Source organism: Gemmatimonadaceae bacterium (assembly GCA_035633115.1).
Lineage (GTDB): Bacteria > Gemmatimonadota > Gemmatimonadetes > Gemmatimonadales > Gemmatimonadaceae > UBA4720.
In genome coordinates this window covers 8,600-30,834 of record DASQFN010000050.1, presented here as the reverse complement: position 1 = coordinate 30,834, position 22,235 = coordinate 8,600, and the positions used below count along the sequence as shown (strand labels likewise).

Here is a 22,235-nt window from a genome sequence, read left to right as displayed (position 1 = left end):
CTATGAAGCGTCATCCCTTGACGCTTCCCGCCATCACGCCCTGGATGTAGTACCGCTGCAGGAACAGAAAAACGAGCATTACCGGGATGACGGTCAGCACCGAACCCGCCATCATCAGCTCGATGTCCTGCACATGCTCGCCGGAGAGGTTGGCGAGAGCGACTGGCAGTGTGTAGTGCGAAGCATCGCTCAGTACGATGAGCGGCCACATGAAGTCGTTCCAGGTGGCGAGGAACGTCCAGATCGAAAGCGTTGCCAGAATCGGCATGATTCCGGGAACAACGATGGACCAGAAGATCCGGAACTCCGAAGCCCCGTCCACACGTGCGGCATCCAGCATCTCGTCCGGGATGGCGAGCGCGTACTGACGGACGAGGAAGATGCCGAAGATGCTGGCAAGCCCGGGGATGATCACACCCCAGTAGGTGTTGATCAGCCCCATATTCTTCAGGAGCAGAAAGAGCGGCAGCATTGCCACTTGAACGGGTAGAACGAGGCCTGTCGAGAGGGCACGAAAGAGCCGGTCACGCCCTCGGAAACGGAGCTTCGCGAACGCGTATCCCGCCATAGCGTTGATGATGAGCGACGCGGACGTGACGACCAGAGCCACGAAGGCGCTGTTGAGGAGATACCTGCCGAGGTTCAGGCGCGTGAAGAGATCGGTGTAGTGCTCGAGCGTTGGTCTGCTCGGGAAGAAATGCGGAGGAAAGGAGCTCGCTTCGCCCGAAGGCATGAGCGACGCCGAGACCATCCATACCATCGGCAGAAGCGCGAGCACGGCACCGATCACGAGGAGAGTGTAGAGCAAAACGCGAGTGATACGCTCGCGCTGGCGAGCCGAGTCCATGACGCTCTCACGAGAGCTCATGCACGCTCCTTCTGAAGCCGGAACTGGAGAAGCGTGGCGATCAGTATCACGACGAAGAGAACGAATGCGATTGCCGCAGCGTATCCCATTCGCCACCACCGGAAGCCTTCCTCATACATGAGGAGTACGACGCTCGTCGTGCTCCTCAAAGGTCCACCCTGCGTCATGACGTAAGGCTCGGCGAACAGCTGGAAGTATCCGATCATCGTGACGACCGAGACGAACACCAGCGTGGGCATGAGCATCGGCAGAGTGATGCTGAAGAAGCGGCGAATCGGACCGGCGCCGTCGATCTCCGCCGCGTCGTACAGTTCTTCCGGAATGCTTTGAAGGCCGGCGATGAAGATCAGCATGTTGTAGCCGAAGCTCTTCCACACAGCCATGAGGATTATCGCGGGCATCGCCCAGTCAGGATCGCCGAGCCAGTCGATTGGACCGATGCCGACGTAGGAGAGCCCGTAGTTGATCAGGCCGTAACGGGTGTGATACAGGTAGCGCCAGACGATCGCGACCGCGACCAGCGTCGTTACGAAGGGCGTGAAGTAGATCGTCCGAAAGAAACCCTTGAAGCGAACCAGCTTCGAGCTCAGCAGAAGCGCGGCGCCGAGCGCGACGGCTATGGTGAGCGGGCCGCCGACGAAGGCGAAGTAGAATGTGTTTCTCAGCGCGGCCCAGAAATCCGGCGTCTGCAGGAGCTTCGAATAGTTCTGAAGGCCCACAAAGCGTGTGTTACCGGGGTCCGCAATTCCGTAGAGATCGAAGTCCGTGACGCTGAGGACCAATGACGCGGCGACGGGGAGGAAGAAGAAGACGCCGATCAGGAGGAGTGCGGGTGCCAGGAAAAACCATGCGGCCGTGTTGGCTTCGGACGGTATGCTGAGCCGGGCCATTACCGGGTGGCGAGCTTGCGTCGGCTCATGAGCCAACGCCTTTTCTCGAGAAGTGCGTCGACGTCACGGTCGAGCGCAACGAGCGCCTGCTCGACGGTCATTCGTCCGCGGATGGCCTTCTCTCCGTACTCGAAGACCTTTGTTGCTATCTGCTCCCACTCGGGAACCTTCGGGGTGGGGACGACGCGGTCGAGCTGCTCGCGAAATGCTTGGGCGTACCGATTGCTGGCGAGCGAAGTGTCACGCCATGCTTCCCGACGCGCAGGGAGATCGCCAGTCAGCTTGTAAAAGCGCAGCTGGACGTCCGGGCGCGACAGATATTCCATCAGCAGCCAGGCTTCGCGCTTGTGAGTCGATCTACGGTACAGCGATAGACTGGCTCCGCCGGCGAGTGAAACTCCAGGGCCGTTCATACCCGGCAGCGGAGCGGTCATCCATTTGTCCTGCATCTCTTTTGGAAGCCGGTTGGTGAACTCGCCGATCTGCCACGGCCCACTGATATACATCGCAATGTTTCCGCGCTCGAACTCCTGATAAAGGTTCGAGATCTCGCTTGCGCTGAATGCCGGTGCGAGCCCATCATGAAAAAGTCCCGCGTAAAAATCGAACGCCGAGCGAAACTGCGGCTCGTGAAACGCGCCGCGACGACCATTGTCCCGGAGCAGCGGTGATCCGGCCTGCACGCCCAGAATGACAGGGGGCCGCCACTCCGTGATGGGAATCAGAAGCGGGTACTGTCGTGCAGACATCTGTGACTTGATCTTCTGCATTGCCTGCCGCCAATCGGCCCAGGTAGATGGCATCTGGCTGTACCCGGCCTTCGCGAGCAGATCGGACCGGTAGAAAATCACCTGGGTGTCGACGTACCACGGAATGCCATACGTCGCGCCGTCGACGACGTTGGTGCTCCAGATGCCGGGGAAGTAATCGCTGCGTACGACATCGGTGGACCTGGCCACGAGCGAATCGAGTGGCTCGAGCGCGTCGAGCGCGACGAATTCCGGAACCCATGTGTTGCCGAGCATCGCGATGTCCGGCGTGGCGTCACCGACGAACGCGGTGAGCAGCTTTTCGTGTGCGGCCGACCAGGGGATCTGCTGAACCTCGACCTTGATTCCGGGGTGCTCTTTCTCGAAGGCAGGTATGAGCTCGGAGACTACTTCTCCTTCGCGGCCCATTGCCCACAACCGAAGCTTCGACTCGCGGTCAGATGCGGGCGAGCATGCCGCGGCCGCGATTACGAGACAGGGGAGTGAAGCGATCGCGAGTTTAACGCGAATAGAGCGAAGCAAAGAACTACTGCTCAAGCCACCCGCCGCTGAACCCGGCTTTCCTGAGCCCGCTCACGATGTAGGGATTTTTGCGCATGGTTTTCCAAACGAGTTGAGAGCGGTAGTTCTCGATCATCGCGATAATCGGCCCCTGATCAATTCCCAGGTAATCGGTATCGAACCATCCGATGCCGCGGACGACTTTGCCGTGATGCGGCTTGATGTCAACATCGAACGTCGGATTGAACGAGTCCAGGAAGCCGTACGCCGCAAACAGATCGTCGCCGTATTTCTCTCTCATTCTGATGAGTGCGGGAATGGCGACTTCAGGTGTGAACGCAATGGACCCACCAGCCGCCGTTGGCCCGAGTGTTCCGTCGTCGCGAATCTCGCCGGCAGCCGCACCGCGCGCAGCGTAGGTAAAAAACTTTCTCGGCTTCCCGAGGATGACGATCGTCGTATCGTGGGGCCCGTCGTACGCGGAGAGCCCCCAGATGTCTGGTCCGTAATCTTTCCATCCGTCGGGGTTTGCGATGGCGTATGCGCGCTGTGAGTAGGTCGCGCGCCGGGAATTCTCGAAGTAGTCGATTCCCTTGCCGCGCATGTACTCGTCCTTGATACCACGGAAGTCGATCCAGATGTGCGAGTACTGGTGTCCGAAGACCGGGGCGAAGTTCACATGCTGGAATCCGTAGAAGTCAGCCCACTTGTACGTGCTCGTGTATGCCGTCCACGCGGCGGGCTCGATTGGATGAGTAGGAGAGCCGAGGGCGAGGATGTTGAGGATTATCCCCTCGTTCAAGCCATGCCAGTCGTAGTCGATGAATCCTTTTTCCGGGTGCCATCCCATGCTCACGAACGGCGCTTTGGGACGAATCCATTGCCAATCCACGCGCAGATAAAGCGAATCTGCATAGGCGCGGATTGCAGACTCGGCCGCGTCTGGGTTGGTGAAGTAGGACTGACAGAAGAGAACGCCGGCGAGGAGCAGGGATGTATCTATGGTAGAGAGCTCCACTGTCTCGAAGCGGTGCCCCGTTTCCATGTCGAGGAAATGGTAGAAGAATCCCTTGTAACCCGTGACGCCGCTCGCCTGTGGACCCTGGGGGGCGTTGTACATGAACCTCAGCGTATTGAGAACTCGCTCGGCGCCGGCCGCCCGCGTGATATAACCACGCTCGATTCCAATCGGATACGCGGTAAGAGCGAAGCCGATTGCAGCAACACTCGAGAAGCTTTTGGTTGGCCAGCGATCAGGTGTGAGTCCAGTGCGTGAATTGCTGCGCTCCCAGTACCAGTTGAAAGTCCGCTGCTCGAGTGTATCGAGGAAAGCAGCCTGCCGAGTTGTGAGCTGGACAGGCGCCAGAGGTCCGGTGATTGTTGCATTCCACGAGCATGCGGAGAGGAGGAACACCGGCGGGAGAAGTGCACAGGCAAAAGCAGTTCGGAGACGCATGGTTTTCGGAGAGCGAAGCAAAGACTGCGGCGCCCTGTCAGGCGACCGCAGTCTCACTCCGCAGAAAGGTGGCCACGGGGCACCTGATCGGCGCCCCGTGCGTGAACGTGATTAGAAGTCGAGCTCCGCGCCCAGCTGATACCTGCGTGCATCACTGACGGTGCAGCCGGCTGTTCCGAAGTTTGTGTCTTTCGGATTGCCGACGCGGTAGCAGCCGAGGTTGTCATGATTCAGTGCATTGAATACGTCGAGAGTAATTCCAAGGGCGGTAGCGCTCGAACCGAAGCGCGGGAAATCCTTTCGCAGCCGCATGTCGAGGTTCTGGTACGGGAAAGTGCCGGGAGCGGTAAATCCGCCCGGAATGCGCGGGTTATTCGTCTGCTGGTCTGCAAGACCGCAGAAGCGGTTGCATCCCACATCGAATCTCACCTTGCCTCCCAGTGTCAACAGCCCGGACCATTGGATGCCAAAGAGCTGGGGAATATCCGTGATCCAGTTTGCAACAACGCGATGTTTCTCGTCGTTGGCAGGATGTCGCGGAATTGCAGGAGCGTTGGGGAATGCAAACGTCTCTCCAAGCTGATCTACGCCTTTGAGCTCGCGTTCTGCGTAGGTGTACGCGATGCCCGCGCCCCAGCCAAACTGATCGAGAGATGGACGGCTGTAAGCTCGATCGAGTCGCGCCTGCACTGACTGGTACCACGTTTCGGCCTCGTTCGAGGAATAAACGATTCCCGTGTAGCCATGCGCCCCCCAATCGAACGGGAAGTTGCAGCAGGTACCGTTCGGATTGAGTGCACCGTGTGCGACGCCCAAGGTGAACAAATCCTCCGCGTGCTGATTCGCGTATGTGAGAGACCCGAAAACCCCGCCCGGCAGCTGCTGCCGAAGGCCCAGGCTCCACTGCGTGGAGTGAGGAACCTTGAACTCGTTGTCGATCAACCAGAGCTCCGGTCTTCCGGACGTGTGAGCCAGCGCGTCCAGAGTGGCCTTGTCGGCGGTGAGATAAGCATCGTTCCACGCCACTTCGCTACCGATTGGAGCCTGCCCCTTGGGAGCGAATCTCACATTGAACGTCGGATGCGAAATCTTCTGCTTTTCGTCGATGGCTACGTCGAAGGGAATTCGATCGTAATACAGACCCCAGCCGCCGAAGACAGTGGTACGTTCTGCTTCGTCGACCGAATATGAAAAGCCCAGTCGCGGCTGGAACGCTTTCTTGTACGGCTTCCGATTGTCACCCGTCGCGATATAGCGGTCGAGATCGAGCGGAACAACGAGATTAGAGCCGTAGCGTCTCACCGTATCAGCACCAGCTTGCTGAGTCACCTGGTCCGTGTTCAGCATGTTCGTCTCATAGTCCCAGCGAATGCCAAGATTGAGGGTCAACCGCTTCATGGGACTCCAGTCGTCCTGGATGTACAAGCCGATCTGCTTGTTACTCAGATTGAGGAGCGGGTCGCCCGTCCCGTACTGCAGGGAAAATGGCGACGCGTAATTGTAAACGCGGGGACCGAAACCCTGATCCCGGACATCCTGATATTGGAACTTCGGCGTACCATCATTGTCCTTGTCGATGTCGTATGTCGGGAAGTTCAGGCTCACGCCGCCCTTGATCACATGCTCTCCTCCCAGCTGAAAGCCTGTGTAGGTGACATCGTCGCGGAAGTTCGGGCCTTTCTGGATGAATTCCTGAGTACTTACGTTGCTACCAATATGAGCACAGCAGTTACCACCGGGATAGAAATAATCGCGGTGAGCCGTACCTGGCGTGTTAGGGCTGAACCCGCGATGAAACCTGGTGTAGCTCGCCAAAGCTTCATTGAGCCAGGGGCCCGTGAAGTAGCTGTGCTTCAGTTGTACCACCGTGTTGTAATTGTGGTTATTGCTTGCATATGTGAACGCGCGATCGCCTCCAACGTCAGCAATGTCCGTCTCGTTGCGGTGACTGAAGCTCAGCTCCGCCGAAGACTTATCGCTGATCTGGCTGCTCAGCTTTCCGAACAGAAGCGTTTCGCGGAATGGCACCACGAAGCTTCCGTTGTACTGCGTCAGGTTTACGGTGTCGAGGGCCGGAAAGCCTGACGGGGGAGAGGGGATGTTGACGGTCGCATTGCGGTTCTGATAGTTCCCTTCGTACGAGCCAAAGACGTGCATCCTGTCCTTCACGATCGGTCCGCCAAAGCTCAACGCAGCAAGGGTCCGCTTGTAGTCGGGTTTGGTGAAGTTCTTATCGGCGCGCTGAAACGAATCCTTCGCTACCATCGACTTGTTCTGAAAGCCGAAAAGGGCGTTGCCGCGCCACTCGTTACCACCCGATTTGGTCGTTGCCGTAATTACCGCGCTTGATGCTTTCTGGTATTCGGCTTTGAAGTTCTGACCGATAACGCGGTACTGGTCAACTGCATTCCTGGGGAATGGATTGCCGCGACTGGCGTCCTGTCCGGCAATTCCGCCCTGAGTCAAATCATTTTTGAAGCTTGTTCCGTCGATAAAGAGATTGACACTCGACGGTGCCTGGCCACCAGCCGAAATAGTTCTTGAATTACCGTCGACGCGATCTTCCGTGACGGTCACGCCCGGCGAAAGCTGAGCAAGGTCGAGAAAATTACGACTTGGAGTCGGCAATTTCTGGATCTGCGCAGGCGTGATGTTGGTTGCTACTTCGGAGGTTCGTGTCTCGGTAGCCGACGCCGCGGATATGAGGACTTCGGTCAGCTGAGCGACCTGCTCAGTGAGCGGGAAGTCTTCTACTTTTGTTGCGCCGATCTGGACGAGCACACGCCGCGTCATGGGTGAGCTGCCGATTCGCCGAACCGTGACGTCGTACGTTCCCGGAATGAGCCCAGGAAGGACATAATTGCCCTGGTCACGGCTAAGGGTGGTTCGCTGAACGCCGCTTTGGACATTCCGGGCGATGATTTGAGCACTCGCAACAGGAACGCCTCCGCTTGTAACCGTTCCCTGGACGGTTCCGGTCGATGTCTGGGCGAGAAGGTTGGCCGCAGCAATAGACACCAAGGCGAGCGTCATGCCGAAGACTCGAGAGAAATGTTTGAGCGTCAACTTGTTCGTAGCCATTTACGTCTCCTGTTGGTGTGAATCGACTGCGGTGTGGTGATGCGTGCTATGCATGGCCAGCTGGCCCGCATGATGAGCGAATCACGAGGGTTGTGCCAAGCACGTCGTTGCGGCGGACATATCGGCTCTTGTTGCCCAGTGCGCCGATGAGCTTTTCGGTAGCGCGCTCGCCGAGCTCAGCGATCGGCACGTGTACTGAGGTGAGGGGTGGGTTGACGTGACGCGCGATCGGGATATCGTCGAAGCCGGCGACGGCAACTTCATCCGGGACGTGCACGCCAGCATCGCGGAGCGCGCTCAGCGCGCCTATCGCCATTGAATCGTTCGCCGCGAAGACTGCGGTTGGACGTGCGCGGAGCTTGAGGAGCGTGCGCATCGCCTCGAAGCCGGAGTCTTCGGTAAAGTTGCCGGGCGTTTCCCAGCGACTGTTTCTATCGATCAACGCATCGCGAAGAGCAGCGCGATAGCCGAGATGGCGCTCATGGCCATCGACATTGCGTGGTGCGCCCGCGATGAGCGCAATGCGTTTATGGCCGTGAGACACGAGGTGTCGCACGATGGCGCGGGCGCCGCGCGTATTGTCGATGTTCACGCAGTCGAAGGCGGCACCGCGGAGAGCGCAGTTCAGTAGAACGACCGGCTGACTGTCGGGAAGATTCGCCATCAGCGCCTGGGCATCGATGTCGGGCGACATGATGATCACACCGTCGACGCGGCCGCGCATGGCGCGCATCGCTCCTTCGAACTGGCCTCTGTCGCTGTGAGAGCTGGAAAGGATGAGGTGGTAGCCGCTTCGCCGCGCGGCGAGGTCGATTCCGCGAATGACCTCTGAGAAGAACTCGCCGTAGAGGTCGGGGAGGAGGACGCCGATCGTGCTGGTCTTGCTGGTGATGAGGCTGCGGGCGCCGCCGTGGGGTACGTAGCGGAGGGCAGTTGCAATGTCGTGGATCCGCTGTCGCGTTTCTTCGCGGACGGGTCCACCTCCGTTGAAGACACGCGAGACCGTTGCCACTGAGACGTTGGCTTCACGAGCAACATCCCTGATCGTGACCATGGTCCCCGCAGCCGGAGGTGATCCATTGCCATTATGGCTTTCGCGATCGCGATCCGTAGGCGTCTCCTGGCGAACCGAGTGTAAACGTTTACAGTCCGGCGCATACTATGTCAAGAGACGGTGACCGATCAGGCGGGATGGGCTGTAGCTACTCCGTGTACTTCGTGTGCTTCGTCGTCGCTTCCCTCGCAACGGTGCTCCCAGCTTTCCCGCGCTCCAGATCGAGCAGAAATTTCTTCCGCCAGAGCCCGCCACCGTAGCCGCACAGCTCGCCGTTCTGTTTCACAACACGGTGGCACGGAACGACGATCGCGATTCTGTTATCGCCGTTTGCCCTGCCTATCGCGCGCTGTGCCCCGGCCCGTCCAATTTCGCGGGCCTGTTGCTCGTAGCTGATCGTCTCCCCATAGGGAATTCGCTGAAGGCGCTGCCATGCGGCAACCTGAAACAGCGTTCCGCGAAGAACGAGAGGCACAGTGAAATCGCGAAGCTTCCCCGAGAAATAGAGCTCGAGCTCCTTCTCGAGCCGGCTGATGTGCTGGTGCTCGCCGGGAACAACGGCGCAGTCGAATCGTTTTTCAAGACGCCCGATTTGTGTCTCCAGCATGCGTCGGTCTGAAAACTCGAGGAGACAAATACCTTCCGACGTGGCGCCCGCAATCATCGGCCCGAGGGGAGTGAGCAGGCGGGCGACAACAAGCGTCGCCAACGTATTGCCGCGCGGCGGCGTCCGATCGAACGCGCGCGTAAAGGCCTCACGAAAGCCACTCGCCGAGTCGAACCCGTGCGTATATCCGACTCCCTCCCATTTTTCGCCGTGACGAATATGGCCGAGGGCGAGGCCAAGCCGTCTTGCCCGCTGGTAGGCGTGGAAGGTGATGCCGTGGTGGCGCAGGAACCAGCGCCGCACGCGACCGGGGTCAAGGTCGGCGCGACGCAGATCCTCGTCTTTCCAGCGTCGTGTCGGCTCAGCTTCGACGCGCGCCAGGAGCTGCTCGAGCCACGCCGGCGGCTTGCCGGCTGGTTCCATCGGCCGACAGCGCTTGCACGGACGATAACCCGCGGATACGGCATCGCCGATTGAAGGATAGAACTCGACGTTCTGGGGACGCGGCTTCTTCGCAACGCACGTTGGGCGGCAGAATACGCCGGTGGTGCGAATAGCAGCGAAGAAGACGCCATCGTACGTGCTATCACGCTCCGTGAGCGCTCGGTACATTGTGTTCACCGAGGGCAGGGTCATGGTCATGGTTGTCATGCGATGCAATTTATGCATTGCCGACCCTCATTCCACCGAAAAATGAGCGTCTAATTCGGGAAATCCCGGAGCGCCGGAGGCAGCAATGGAAGACGGATTGAAGAAAGGCTGGGAGCAGCTGGAAGAAGGCCTGACAAAAGCGATGGGAAGGCTCTCCGACGCGATCAAGAAGGCAGAAGCGGAAATGCCTGATGCGATGAAATCGATCAACGCAGAATATCTTCGGGTGCAGGAAATGCTCGACCGAGCCGTGGACAAGCTTCGGAAGAAATAAGTGCTGTGGGGTGTGATGGTCGCCGCAGTCAGCGCACTGGGACCGGCGACCAGCGTCCCCGGCGAATGTCGCGTCCCCAAAAGCAGCAACGAGGCGAAGCTCCTCGCATTCTACTCCGGACCTGTCGCGTTTTCTCCGGCGGGTGCACCCGAGCATTCCCGACCGTGGACGCTCCGCCTTGGGGGCGAGCTCGGCTTCGTCCCCGATCCGGATTCATCGATTCAACAGTCGAGCTTCTGCTTCATCAGAAAAACCGAGCACACCCGACTGGCTTCATTTTTTGTGCGGCCGAGGCTGACGCTCACTCTGCCCCGTGGCTTTGCACTCGAGGCAAGCTATCTGCCTCCCGTGGACTTCCACGATGCCGAAGCGAATCTGGCGAGCGTAGCGCTGTCGTGGACGAAGCGACTGCGCATGGCGTCTACCGGAGACGCGACCACCTTGATGCTGCGCGTCCACGGCACGGCGGGTGAGGTGAAAGGATCGATCACCTGTCCGGAACAAGCGCTTCAGCTGGCCGATCCGATGCAGGCATGTTATGGCAGCAGCCCATCACTCGACACATTCAAGCCGCGCATGGCTGGAGCCGAGGGAATAGTGAGCACCGCGGCCTGGGATGGCCGGCTCGCGTTCTACGTCGGAGCAGGCGGAAACTTTCTGCGTCCGAAGTTTCAGGTCGGGTTCGACAATGCGCAGGGGTTTGCGGACACCACTGTCATCGCAGTGGATATCAATCGTGTGGCGATGTTCGCTGGTTTCACGGCGGAAGTGTCGAACAGGATCGATTTGTCGGGGCAGGCCTACGGAGTACGCGAGGATGGCGTGACATTCAGGCTGGGCGGCGGGTACCGATTGTATCGGTGAGCCATCATCGGGATCGATGAACTGCACCCAGCACGAGCGGCCTGCGCCGCTTTTTTGTCGTCTCAAGTGATAACTGCCAACTGGGCATGGTTTCTGTAATGAGTATCGGACATACAGCGAAAAGGGGCGAGCAAATGCCGAAGACAGCGCACCAGCATTAGGAAGACACTCTCAACACCGACAAGAAGTTCCGGCCTGAAGACGAGCATCTATACACTCTCGAGAAACAGGAATTTCAGGAATCCGAAAGGCAAAGAAGGCTGAAGGGGAAGACGAGAAAAGTTCCCAGAATCCAGCCGAAACTCGCGAGAAATAGCGGAACATCGAGTCTTCTGATCTGTTAGTACAACATGTGCAACATCTAAGAGCCATACACGTTTTTCAGGAGACTCGATAATGAAGAGGAATGAAAATGTTCGGATAGCGACCGTCGGCATCGCCGCGCTCGCGTCATTTGGGCTTTCGGCCTGCGCGTCGATGAGCAACAAGGAACGCGGAGCCGTCATCGGAGCAACCGCCGGCGCAGCAGTCGGTGGTGTCGTCGGAAACAATACGACCGGATCCACAGCAAAGGGCGCCATTATCGGTGCTGTGGTAGGCGGCGCGGCCGGAGCGGTCATCGGCCACCAGATGGACCAGCAGGCGAAGGAGCTCGAGGTAAGCATTCCAGGCGCCAAAGTCGAGCGCGTCGGCGAGGGAATTCAGGTGACGTTCGACTCTGGATTGCTGTTCGACTTCGACTCCGACGCAATTCGGTCGGATGCAGCGCGGAACCTGACAGAGCTCGCGCAAAGCCTCAAGAAGTATCCCAACTCGCAGCTGCTGATCGTCGGACACACTGACAGCCGGGGTGAGGATGCGTACAACCAAGGGCTGTCGTACCGTCGCGCAAACGCCGCGGCCAACTACCTGCAGGCCCTGGGTGTAGCGCGTACGCGTGTTGCGACGAACGGACGGGGCGAATCCGAGCCGGTCGCCAGCAACGATGCCGATTCGGGTCGTCAGCTGAACCGACGCGTCGAAGTCGCCATCTACGCGAGTGAGGAGTATCGAAACCAGGTGCGGAAGAGCCTGTCTGGAGATTGAGCAAACCGCCGGTTAAAGGTTCGAGAGCACTCCGTTCAGGGCTGAGCGGAGTGTTCTCTTTTTGTGTCCTGAGCGCTCTCCGCACCTAGCGCCCCCCGCTACCTCAAAGGGATCTTACCCTCCGTGGCAACCCGAACTCCCCGCAGCGATCCGAAAAAGTTCTTCAAGCTGTTCCGGCGCGTAGAGGCTGCCGAGCGGCGGCTCGTTGGGCCGATACGCGGAGAGGTACTGGGCGCCGATCGGCTTGCAAAGCACGCGCGGAACATTGCGCGCAAGCACCGGCTGCTGCCGCCGAAAAAACAGCGCGGCCCCGGCCCGTTACTCCTTCGGCTGGACGACTCTCGCCGCGTACTCGACGAAGTTCATGACAGGCTGGCCGATTCGGCCGAGCGTGGAGTCGACATCAGTCCGGCAGGCGAGTGGCTGCTCGACAATTCGTACATCGTTCAGGAGCACATCCGGGAAATCCGTACGAATCTTCCCGGTGGCTATTACCAGGAGCTTCCGAAGCTCGCCAGTGGCACTCTCGCTGAGTACCCGCGCGTCTACGATGTCGCCATCGAGCTCATCGCCCATACGGAAGGACACCTCTCTCTCGAGAATATCACGCTCTTTGTGAGAGAGTATCAGAAAGTCGCCACGCTCAAGATGGGAGAGCTGTGGGCGATACCGACCATGCTGCGCCTGGGCCTCGTCGAAAATATCAGGCGGATGACACTGCGGGTTGCCGCGCGGCTGGACGAGGTTGAAGTCGCGGACAAGTGGGCGGCAAGGCTCATGGCGGCGAATGAGGGGTCAACCGAGGCGCTGACCGCAGAGCTAAAGACGTTCATCGCCGATCACCCGCCGTTCACGCCGACGTTCGTGACCCGCTTCCTTCACCAGATACGCGGATACCAGGCGAACTTCACGCCGCTGATCTGGCTGGAGCAATGGATTGCGGAGGAAGGCCCGACAGCCGAAGAAGCGGTAACGCGCTCGAACCGCCGCATCGCTGCAACTCAGGTGACGGTCGCAAACTGCATCACCAGTCTGCGAACCATTTCCCGGCTCGACTGGAAGGATTTCGTCGAGTCGCAAAGCGCCACCGAGAAAATCCTGCGCAAGGACGCCACCGGCGACTATCCGAAAATGGCGTTCGCCACTCGTGACCACTACCGGCATATCGTCGAGAATATCGCCAAGCGAACAAAGATGACGGAGGAAAGCGTGGCGACTGCCGCGCTCGGGCTGGCGGCAGCGGTATCGAAGGACGAGAAGCCACGTCTCGCGCACGTCGGCTATTACCTCGTGGATGAGGGGCGATACGACCTCGAGCGGGAAACAGGGTATTCGCCTTCGTTCGGGGAAAAGATCTACCGATGGACGCAGAAGAGTCCGAACGCTCTCTACTTCGGTGGCATAACGATCGGAACGGTTGGCGCGCTGGTGGTGATGTTCCGCGCCATCGATCCGCATGGCATGGCCGGCGCAATCATGCTGCTCCTGGCATTGATTCCAGCCAGTGAGATTGGAATCAGCATCATGAACCAGCTGTTAACGATGCTGATGCCGCCGCGCACTCTCCCAAAGCTCGAGTTCCGGGAGAACGGAATTCTGGAGCCCTACAAAACCGCGGTGGTGGTTCCGACGCTGTTCGGGAGCGTGAAGGTGGTGAAGGAAGCGCTCGAACACATCGAAGTGCAGTATCTCGCAAATCGCGACCCAAATCTGTCGTTCGGGATTCTCAGCGACTTCACGGACTCACCGACAGAAACGCGTGACACGGACGCCGAGATCCTCGAAGTGGCAGTCTCGGGTACGCGGTACCTGAACCTCAAATACTCACCGGATGGTCCGGACATCTTCTACCTCTTCCATCGGCCGCGCCTGTGGAATCCGAAGCAGGGAGTATGGATGGGGTGGGAGCGGAAGCGAGGAAAGCTCGGGCAGTTCAACAGGTTTCTGAGGGGACAGGCTGCCGATGCGTTCTCGACAATCGTCGGCGACACGAATGGTCTCAAGGGAACCAGGTACGTTCTGACTCTCGATTCCGACACGGTTCTGCCTCGTGATGCGGCGCAGATGCTGGTTGGAACGATTGCGCACCCGCTGAACCGCGCCGAGTACGATGCCGAGCAGGGGCGCATCGTGCGCGGGTACGGGATACTGCAGCCGCGTGTCGGCGTGTCTCTGACGAGTGCGCACGCATCCCATTTCGCGGCGATTCACTCCGGGCATCCAGGCGTCGACCCATACACGACCGCCGTATCGGACGTGTACCAGGATCTCTTTTCCGAGGGAAGCTTTACCGGGAAAGGGATCTACGAAGTCGACGCATTCGAGGAGGCGACACACGGACGCTTCCCCGAGAACGCGCTGCTCAGTCACGACCTCATAGAAGGAGCATACGCGCGAGCTGCGCTCGCGACCGATATCGAAGTTTATGACGACTATCCGGCGCGATATCTCACTTACACGCGCCGCAAGCATCGCTGGATCCGCGGAGACTGGCAGCTGCTCCAGTGGCTGGGAAACACTGTTCCCGGGCCGGAGGGCCCAACGCCAAACCGGCTGTCCGCAATCTCGCGATGGAAAATCTTCGACAACCTCCGGCGCAGTCTCATCGAGCTATCGCAGCTGACGCTGCTGATAGCGGGCTGGCTCTTTCTTCCCGGTTCGCCGGCCGTCTGGACTGCACTGATACTGGGTGCAATCGCATTTCCGTGGGTGTTCTCGCTGCTCCTCGCCGCTCTGCGTCCACCGCGCGACCAGTCATGGCCCGCGTACTATGCGGCCGTAGCGCGCGATGCAGGCGTGAGCATACAACAGTTCGTGCTGGCGGTGACGTTCCTGCCACACCAGGCGGTGGTCAGCGCCGACGCGATCATCCGCACGCTCATCCGCCTCCGTATCACGAAGAGAAACCTTCTGGAGTGGCAGACAGCGTCGCAGGTGGAACGTGCGATGTCACGGTCCCGCCTCGAAGTGTGGCGGCGCATGTGGCCGGTGGTGCTGATTGCGCTGCTTGTCGCCGCGGCAATCGCGGTTGAAGAAGCAGATTTCACTACGGATGCGATAGGCGAGCACGTCGTCTTTCTCGGTGCGACACTTCCACTGATCGCTCTCTGGATTGCGTCTCCGCCGATCGCTCTTGCGCTCAGCGCACCCGCTACAGCACGTGAGTTCCGCCTCAGTGATAGCGAGCGAACCGCGACCATTCGATACGCCAAGCTCCACTGGAATTTCTTCGAGCAGTTCGTAACGGAAGAAACCCAATGGCTCGCGCCGGACAACTTCCAGGAAGACCCCGACCCCGTAATAGCGGGGCGAACCTCGCCAACGAATGTCGGCCTTCAATGTCTCGCAATCGTATCCGCCTTCGACCTGGGTTTCATCACGCTCGAAGGGATGATCGATCGGCTCGAACGGGTATTCCGCTCACTCGAGCGCATGCGCCGCTACCGTGGCCACTTCTACAACTGGTACAACCTTGGCGACCTGCGAGTGCTCGAGCCTGCGTACATCTCGACTGTCGACAGTGGTAACCTTGCCGGACATCTGGTCGCCCTCAAGCAGGCGTGCAACGAACTCATCAGGCGGCCGGACTCGACCCCCGAGCAGATCAAGCGATTGCAGGCAATTGCCGAGCGCTCGCGGGCATATGTGCTGGAGATGGATTTCAAGTTTCTGTTCGACGATAGGCGGAAGCTGTTCTCGATCGGCTATCAGCATTCCGCAAACAGCTTCGATAACTCGTACTACGATCTGCTCGCTTCCGAATCACGACTGGCTTCGTTCATCGCGATCGCGAAGGACGACATCTCCGTTGACCACTGGTTCAAGCTTGGACGCTCGCTGACTTCCGCCGGTGGAACGCGAACGCTGATCTCGTGGAGCGGAAGCATGTTCGAGTACCTGATGCCCGCGCTCGTACTGCGAACGTTTCCGTCCACGCTGCTGAATCAGACAAACCACGGCGCAGTCCGGCGACAGATCTCATATGGCACCGAGCGGGGAGTGCCATGGGGGATCTCCGAATCCGCATACAACGTTCGCGATCGCAACCACACGTATCAGTACCGCGGCTTCGGGGTTCCCGATCTCGCGCTCAAGCGTGGATTGAGTAAAGAGCTGGTCGTGGCTCCGTATGCGACGGCGCTGGCGCTGACGGTGGAGCCGCATCAGGCCGTTCGGAACCTCTCGGCGCTGGAGGCCGAAGGAGCGCTGGGGCCGTACGGATTCCGTGACGCGATCGACTACACGCGTCCACTGCCTGGCCATCGGAAGGCGGTGATAGGCGCATACATGGCGCACCACGTCGGAATGAGCCTCGTCGCCTTCGACAACGCGCTGAAAAGAAATATCTGGCAGGAGCGCTTTCACTCCGATCCACTCGTCCGCTCGGCGGAGCTCATACTGCAGGAGAGAATTCCGCGCCGGCTGGTGCTTCAGGATCTGGCGACGCAGGACGATTTCGCACACGTGCCGAGCGAGACCGAGAAACCGGCAGTGCGGGAGCTCGATACTGCGAACACGCCTCAGCCGCGCGTCGCGATTCTGGGAAGCGTTCCCTACACGTCGATCATCAGCAACTCGGGCGCGGGCCTGTCCCAGTATGGGCCACTGGCCGTCAACCGGTGGCGAAACGACGGAACGAGAGACAACCGTGGACAATGGTGCTACGTGAAGGACCTGTCGAACGGACGACTCTGGTCCGCGGGTCATCAGCCGGTCTGCGCTGAAGCCAACTGGTATCGTGTGTTGTTCGCCAGCGATCGGGTGACGTTCATCCGTCGAGACGGCGACATCGAGACGCAGATGGAGATTGCCGTTGCTTCGGACGACGCGGCCGAAGTGCGGCGAGTGATCATTTACAACCGTTCGTCCACCGTTCGCGAGATACAGCTGACGAGCTACGCCGAGATCGTGATGCAGCCCCTCGAAGTGGACCGGGCGCATCCGGCGTTCGGAAACCTTTTCGTTCAAACCGAATGGCTGCCGGACAGCTCGGCGATTCTCGCGGTGCGACGGCCGCGCGCGGTTACCGAGAAGGTCAAATGGTGCGGACATGTAGCGGCCGTGGGACTCGGCTCGACCACCCCTGTGACCTGTGAGACCGACCGTGCGCGCTTCATCGGCCGCGGCCGGTCGACTCGTGATCCGGTAGCCCTGGACGCGGGGGCCGAGCTTTCAGGGACAGTCGGCGCAGTGCTCGATCCAATCTTCTCGCTGCAGGCGAAGATGAGCATCGCACCCGGCCGTTCCGCGGAGGTGACCTTCACCACGTTCGTAGCAGAGGATCGTGAGACTGCGATTCAGCTCGCGGACCTGTATCACGATCCGTACAGTGCACGGCGCGCGCTCGACCTCTCATGGGCGCAGGCGCAGGCCGAGCTACGCGAGCTCGGCATAAGCCCGGCTGATGCGGCACTGTATCAGGAGCTGGCCGGTCATCTCATGTACACTCACCCGGGTTTCAGAGGATTATCCCCGCAGGGCGAAGCCACGCAGTTCGGACAGGATGAGCTGTGGGCGATGGGAATTTCGGGCGACTGGCCGGTTCTGCTCGCGACTCTTGAAGCATCGGCGGGCTTGTCGAGCGTTCGGCAGCTGCTGCGGGTTCATCAGTACTGGCGGCTCAAGGGAATAACATGTGACCTGGTGATTCTCAGTCTGCATCCACCGACCTATCTGCAGGAGCTGGCTGATGAGCTGCTGGCTACTGTGCTGGCGTCGAGTGAATCGGGATTCCTCGATCGTCCGGGAGGTGTTTACATCCGACGCGCGGACCTGCTGAAGCCGGAGGATGTCGAGCTCCTCTACAGCATCGCCCGCATTCAGGTGGACTGTGATGGACTGGGCCTTGGAAACTTCCTCGAGTTTCCGCACGTCGAGGACGATTACTCGGCTCGGGTTGCGTCTGCCGCACCTGAGGTGCTTGCCCGGGAGCTTGTCGCGCCAGTCGTGACGGGTATCGCGAGGCCCAGTCGTCCGCTGCCAGCGGGCGGTCCGGCAGCGACGCGCATTTCGGCAACTCCATCGTCGTCAACCAGAGTTCCAGTGACGACCGGCGCAACAGCATTTGCAGCCAACAGCGCTCCTGTTTCCGCTGATGCACGAGAGAACACCACCGTTTCCGGAGACGGCCTGCGCTACTTCAATGGAATCGGCGGTTACAACGATCGAAGCGAATACGAGATCCGAATCGCGGGCGGCACTCTGCCACCGGCACCCTGGGTCAACGTAATCGGGAATCCCGCGGGTGGATTCTGCATCAGCGAGAGCGGATGTGGAGCGACCTGGGCAACGAACAGCTCGTTTCGTTTGACGCCGTGGCACAACGATCCCGTGGAGGACCCAGCCGGCGAGTGCATTTACCTCCGCGATGACGACAGCGGCGATTTGTGGACACCTACGCCGGAGCCTATCAGGGAGAGCGCTCAATACACGGTGAAGCATGGAGCGGGCTACTCGGTGTTCGAGCACGAGCACAATGACATAGCAACGTCATTGCGCGTTGGCATGCCGAAAGAAGACCCGGTGAAAATCAGCGTATTGACGATTACGAACAACGGCACCACCACGTCCCGACTTCGGATAACGAGCTACATCGAGTGGCTGCTCGGCGCCGATCGGGAGAAGACTCAGCAGCACATCCGCACAAAAATGGACGAAGCCTCGAGCACGATGCTGGCGCGCAGCAGCTTCGATCCTCAATTCTCGGAGTACGTAGCGTTCAATACAGTTAGTGAGCCGGTCACTACCTACACTGCGGCGCGGCGCGAATTCCTGGGGCGGAACGGTACGCAATCAGCACCGCCGGCACTGCATCGCGACGGAATGACGAAGGACACCGGCGACACCATCGATCCATGCAGTGCGTTGCAGATGCGCCTGGAGCTCGCTCCGGGAGAGACGCATCAGCTCGTTGTGCTGCTGGGCGCATGCGCCGGCGAAGACGAGACGAGGCGATTGGTCGCGAAATACCGAGTGCCGGAAATCGCTGTTGCAGCCTTGGATGAAGCTGCGCAGGCATGGCGCAATCGCCTCGATCTCATCTCGGTGAAGACGCCCGAGCCGACATTCGACCTCATTCTGAATGACTGGGCGCTTTATCAGGCGCTCTCATCACGCATGTGGGCGCGGCTGGGGCTGTATCAGTGGAGTGGAGCGTATGGCTTCCGCGATCAGCTGCAGGACGTGATGGCGTTCGCGTACTCGGAGCCAGAGCTCGCGAGAGAGCACATCCTGCGAAGCGCCTCGCGCCAGTTCGAGGAAGGCGATGTGCAGCACTGGTGGCACCCGCAAAGCGGGCGCGGAATCCGCACACGATTCTCCGACGATCTCGTCTGGCTGCCGTATGTGGTGAACCATTACGTCAGCCTGTCCGGAGAAACGTCGATACTCGACGAGAAAATACCGTATCTGAAGATGCGACAGCTCAATTCCGATGAGGCCGAGCTGTACGATCTGCCGGAAATATCGGAGATGGTGGAGCCTCTGTACGATCACTGCGTCAGAGCACTGAGACGAGCGTGCACCATCGGCGAGCATGGACTTCCGTTGATCGGAAGCGGCGACTGGAACGACGGCATGAATCGCGTCGGCATCGAGGGCAGGGGTGAGAGCGTGTGGCTCGCGTGGTTCCTGATTGCGACTCTCAGAAAATTCGCCAAACACGCTGAAGCGCGAGGAGATCAGGCAGTCAGCGAAGAGCTGCTGCGCCTGGCCGGCAATTACAACGAAGCGGTAGAGCGCGCCGCCTGGGACGGCGCATGGTATCGGCGGGCGTACTTCGACGACGGGTCACCGTTAGGATCCGCGGAAAGCGACGACTGCAAGATCGACTCGATCGCGCAGAGCTGGAGCGTCATCTCTGGAGCTGGCGAGCCGGCGCACAAGCGAATGGCGATGAAGTCCCTGAACGAGCACCTCGTGCGAGAAGACGCGCGGCTGATCATGCTGCTTACTCCGCCGTTCACCGACAGCAAGCACGACCCGGGCTATATCCAGGGATACCTGCCGGGGGTGAGAGAGAACGGGGCCCAGTACACTCACGCGGCGCTGTGGGCTGTGCTCGCCACCGCGCTGCAGGGGGACGGCAACCGCGCGTTCGAGCTCTATCAGATGATCAATCCATTGACTCACGCAGCGACGCCGGAGGCAGTAGCGCAGTACAAAGTCGAGCCATATGTGGTTGCAGCAGACGTCTATACCGCTGAAGGACATCTCGGCCGCGGCGGCTGGACGTGGTACACGGGGTCCGGAAGCTGGATGTACCGCGTAGGGCTGGAAGCAATTCTTGGCTTCACCAAGCGCGGCAACACACTGGAGATGGATCCCTGTATTCCGGCGAGCTGGCCGGAGTTCAGCGTAACCTATCGATGCGGCTCGAGCAGCTACTCGATAACGGTTCGAAATCCCCATGGGGTTGAGCGTGGAGTCGCGACTACCACGCTCGATGGTACGCCCTTGAGTGGATCCGTGCCGCTCTTAGATGACGGTGAACGCCACGAAGTCATTGTGACGCTGGGGCTCCCGATTCCACCTCCGACAGCGGCGTAATCGCTGGCCCATTCACGACCTGGCCATAGGGATCGAACCTCGATCCATGGCAGGGACAATCCCAGGTTCGTTCGGCACTGTTCCAGTCGACAATGCAGTAGAGATGTGTGCAGACAGCCGAGCGCTCGTGGAAATTCCCCTGTTCGTCGCGATAGACGGCAATCTTGGTCATACCGCGTCTGAGCACCGCGCCGGTTCCCGGCGGGATCTCATCGTAGGAGCTGACGTCGCCGCTGGTCGCCCAGTCGCTGTACTGTCCGGCGACGTTGAGGTTTTCCTTGAGAAACTCCGTCGTCGCGCGCAAGGTGACGCGCGAGGGATCGTAGAGCTTCGACCACGGATTCTTCTTGCCGAGGATGAGATCGGTGAGAAGGAGTCCGGCGATCGTTCCGTGTGTGATGCCGTTTCCGGAATCCCCGGTAGCAATGAAGATGTGCTCGTCGGCGCCGGGGTTCTTGCCGATGAAAGCCATGTAATCGACGGGCTCCATGATCTGGCCTGACCAGCGGAAGTCGATGTTCTGGATCATCGGAAAGCGCTGGCGTGTCCATTTCTCGAGGCGCTTGAAGCGCTCGTCGGCGTCATCGGCCTGCCCTGTCTTGTGGTCTTCGCCGCCAACGATCAGGAGCTCTTCGTTTCGGGAAGGATTCACAAGTGGGTCGACTTCCTGAAGGCGGACGTAGTGGTAGGGATCGTGCGTATCCCAGTAGAGCCCGCGTGGAACTGATTCGCGCGGAATTCTCGCTGCGATGACGTAGGTTCGGTACGCCGACTGCTTCGTGTGCAGTATCACCCAGTCGTTGACGGGTGTATTCGTCGCGACGACAATACTGTCGGCAGTGATCACGTGCCCGTCGGATGTCGTAACCTTGGCGGGCTCTCCGTCCTGGATACTTTCCGCATGAGCACCTGAAAAGAGGTGTCCGCCGTCGCGCATGATCGCGCGGGCAAGACCGTTCAGATACTTGAGAGGATGAAACTGTGCCTGCCGCGGATAGCAGAGGGCAGGCCCACTCTCGAAGGAATTGACCGGCACGCGTTCCACCAATTCGACATCGGAGAGTCCGGCCCGATGCGCTGCTGCGAGCTCCTCCTCGAGGAGCTTGCGGTCATCTCGAGGGCCGAGAAACAAATAGCCATCGACTCTTTCGAAATCGCAATCGATGTCCTCGAGTGAAGCGATGGCTTCAATGCGGTTGATTGCGGCTGTATGACTCTCGGCCGCCACGCGGGCTCCCTCTTCACCGTGCAGCTTCTCGATCTCGGTGTAGTAATCGTCGAGTGCAGCCGTTATGTGGGCAGTCGTGCGCCCGGTTTCACCTCCCCCGATCGGTCCGTCGTCTATCACCACGACTGCTCGGCCTGCCCGGGCGAGGAGGTATGCGGTCGTCATTCCGGCAATACCGGCCCCCACTATGCAAACGTTAGTGCGGATGTCGTGGGACAGCGTCGGAAGCTCCGGGACATCGGTAGCCATCCAGACAGACGTAGTGTGGCCGGAGTCGCTTCGCATTGCCTGTTAATTGCGTGTGGTGAATGAAAATCAGCGGTGCGGTGGTGCTATGGCGCATAGGGTATGCCACATG

General features: G+C 59.8%; 12 protein-coding genes. 4 read left to right on the top strand and 8 right to left on the bottom strand.

Features of this window, described 5'->3' with window-relative positions:
* Positions 1–10: 10 nt before the first annotated feature.
* From VES88_07180 to VES88_07150, 7 genes are all read right to left on the bottom strand, one after another.
* Entirely contained in the window at positions 11–868 is an 858-nt protein-coding gene (locus VES88_07180; protein ID HYN81267.1) for a carbohydrate ABC transporter permease, read from the bottom strand.
* A complete protein-coding gene (locus tag VES88_07175; GenBank protein HYN81266.1) occupies positions 865–1,758 on the bottom strand; it encodes a sugar ABC transporter permease in 894 nt (297 codons plus the stop codon). Before VES88_07175 ends, VES88_07180 begins: the two co-directional genes overlap by 4 nt.
* A complete protein-coding gene (locus VES88_07170) occupies positions 1,758–2,936 on the bottom strand; it encodes a sugar ABC transporter substrate-binding protein (GenBank protein HYN81265.1) in 1,179 nt (392 codons plus the stop codon). The genes VES88_07175 and VES88_07170 overlap by 1 nt, the downstream gene beginning before the upstream one ends.
* A 118-nt stretch (positions 2,937–3,054) precedes the next feature.
* Complete coding sequence (locus tag VES88_07165) at positions 3,055–4,485, bottom strand: glucoamylase family protein (protein ID HYN81264.1); 1,431 nt, start codon at positions 4,483–4,485, stop codon at positions 3,055–3,057.
* A gap of 111 nt (positions 4,486–4,596) precedes the next feature.
* Entirely contained in the window at positions 4,597–7,566 is a 2,970-nt protein-coding gene (locus tag VES88_07160) for a TonB-dependent receptor (GenBank protein HYN81263.1), read from the bottom strand.
* Positions 7,567–7,612: 46 nt separating this feature from the next.
* On the bottom strand, positions 7,613–8,620 hold the full coding sequence (locus VES88_07155) for a LacI family DNA-binding transcriptional regulator (protein HYN81262.1): 1,008 nt from the start codon (positions 8,618–8,620) through the stop codon (positions 7,613–7,615).
* 148 nt (positions 8,621–8,768) lie between these two features.
* Entirely contained in the window at positions 8,769–9,878 is a 1,110-nt protein-coding gene (locus VES88_07150) for a methylated-DNA--[protein]-cysteine S-methyltransferase (protein HYN81261.1), read from the bottom strand.
* Positions 9,879–9,963: 85 nt separating this feature from the next.
* Between VES88_07150 and VES88_07145 the strand changes: the two genes are divergently transcribed.
* The 4 genes from VES88_07145 to VES88_07130 all read left to right on the top strand — a co-directional run bounded on the left by VES88_07145 (position 9,964) and on the right by VES88_07130 (position 20,649).
* The gene (locus VES88_07145; GenBank protein ID HYN81260.1) at positions 9,964–10,152 is read left to right on the top strand and encodes a hypothetical protein; all 189 of its coding nucleotides are present in this window, start codon (positions 9,964–9,966) and stop codon (positions 10,150–10,152) included.
* Positions 10,153–11,016, top strand: coding sequence for a hypothetical protein (locus tag VES88_07140; GenBank protein ID HYN81259.1), 864 nt, complete (start codon positions 10,153–10,155; stop codon positions 11,014–11,016).
* A gap of 396 nt (positions 11,017–11,412) precedes the next feature.
* The gene (locus tag VES88_07135) at positions 11,413–12,102 is read left to right on the top strand and encodes an OmpA family protein (GenBank protein ID HYN81258.1); all 690 of its coding nucleotides are present in this window, start codon (positions 11,413–11,415) and stop codon (positions 12,100–12,102) included.
* A gap of 123 nt (positions 12,103–12,225) precedes the next feature.
* Complete coding sequence (locus VES88_07130) at positions 12,226–20,649, top strand: glucoamylase family protein (protein ID HYN81257.1); 8,424 nt, start codon at positions 12,226–12,228, stop codon at positions 20,647–20,649.
* Here the strand turns inward: VES88_07130 and VES88_07125 are convergent.
* Positions 20,603–22,162, bottom strand: coding sequence for an FAD-dependent oxidoreductase (locus tag VES88_07125; GenBank protein HYN81256.1), 1,560 nt, complete (start codon positions 22,160–22,162; stop codon positions 20,603–20,605). The two genes, VES88_07130 and VES88_07125, sit on opposite strands and share 47 nt — an antisense overlap.
* Between the last annotated feature and the right edge of the window lie 73 nt (positions 22,163–22,235).

Excerpts from the sequence above, each read along its gene's own strand:
- VES88_07145 (HYN81260.1), top strand. The coding sequence starts at position 9,964 with ATGGAAGACGGATTGAAGAAAGGCTGGGAGCAGCTGGAAGAAGGCCTG.
- VES88_07170 (HYN81265.1), bottom strand. The coding sequence starts at position 2,936 with ATGGGCCGCGAAGGAGAAGTAGTCTCCGAGCTCATACCTGCCTTCGAG.
- VES88_07160 (HYN81263.1), bottom strand. The coding sequence starts at position 7,566 with ATGGCTACGAACAAGTTGACGCTCAAACATTTCTCTCGAGTCTTCGGC.
- VES88_07175 (HYN81266.1), bottom strand. The coding sequence starts at position 1,758 with ATGGCCCGGCTCAGCATACCGTCCGAAGCCAACACGGCCGCATGGTTT.
- VES88_07180 (HYN81267.1), bottom strand. The coding sequence starts at position 868 with ATGAGCTCTCGTGAGAGCGTCATGGACTCGGCTCGCCAGCGCGAGCGT.
- VES88_07135 (HYN81258.1), top strand. The coding sequence starts at position 11,413 with ATGAAGAGGAATGAAAATGTTCGGATAGCGACCGTCGGCATCGCCGCG.
- VES88_07150 (HYN81261.1), bottom strand. The coding sequence starts at position 9,878 with ATGACAACCATGACCATGACCCTGCCCTCGGTGAACACAATGTACCGA.
- VES88_07165 (HYN81264.1), bottom strand. The coding sequence starts at position 4,485 with ATGCGTCTCCGAACTGCTTTTGCCTGTGCACTTCTCCCGCCGGTGTTC.
- VES88_07155 (HYN81262.1), bottom strand. The coding sequence starts at position 8,620 with ATGGTCACGATCAGGGATGTTGCTCGTGAAGCCAACGTCTCAGTGGCA.
- VES88_07125 (HYN81256.1), bottom strand. The coding sequence starts at position 22,162 with ATGCGAAGCGACTCCGGCCACACTACGTCTGTCTGGATGGCTACCGAT.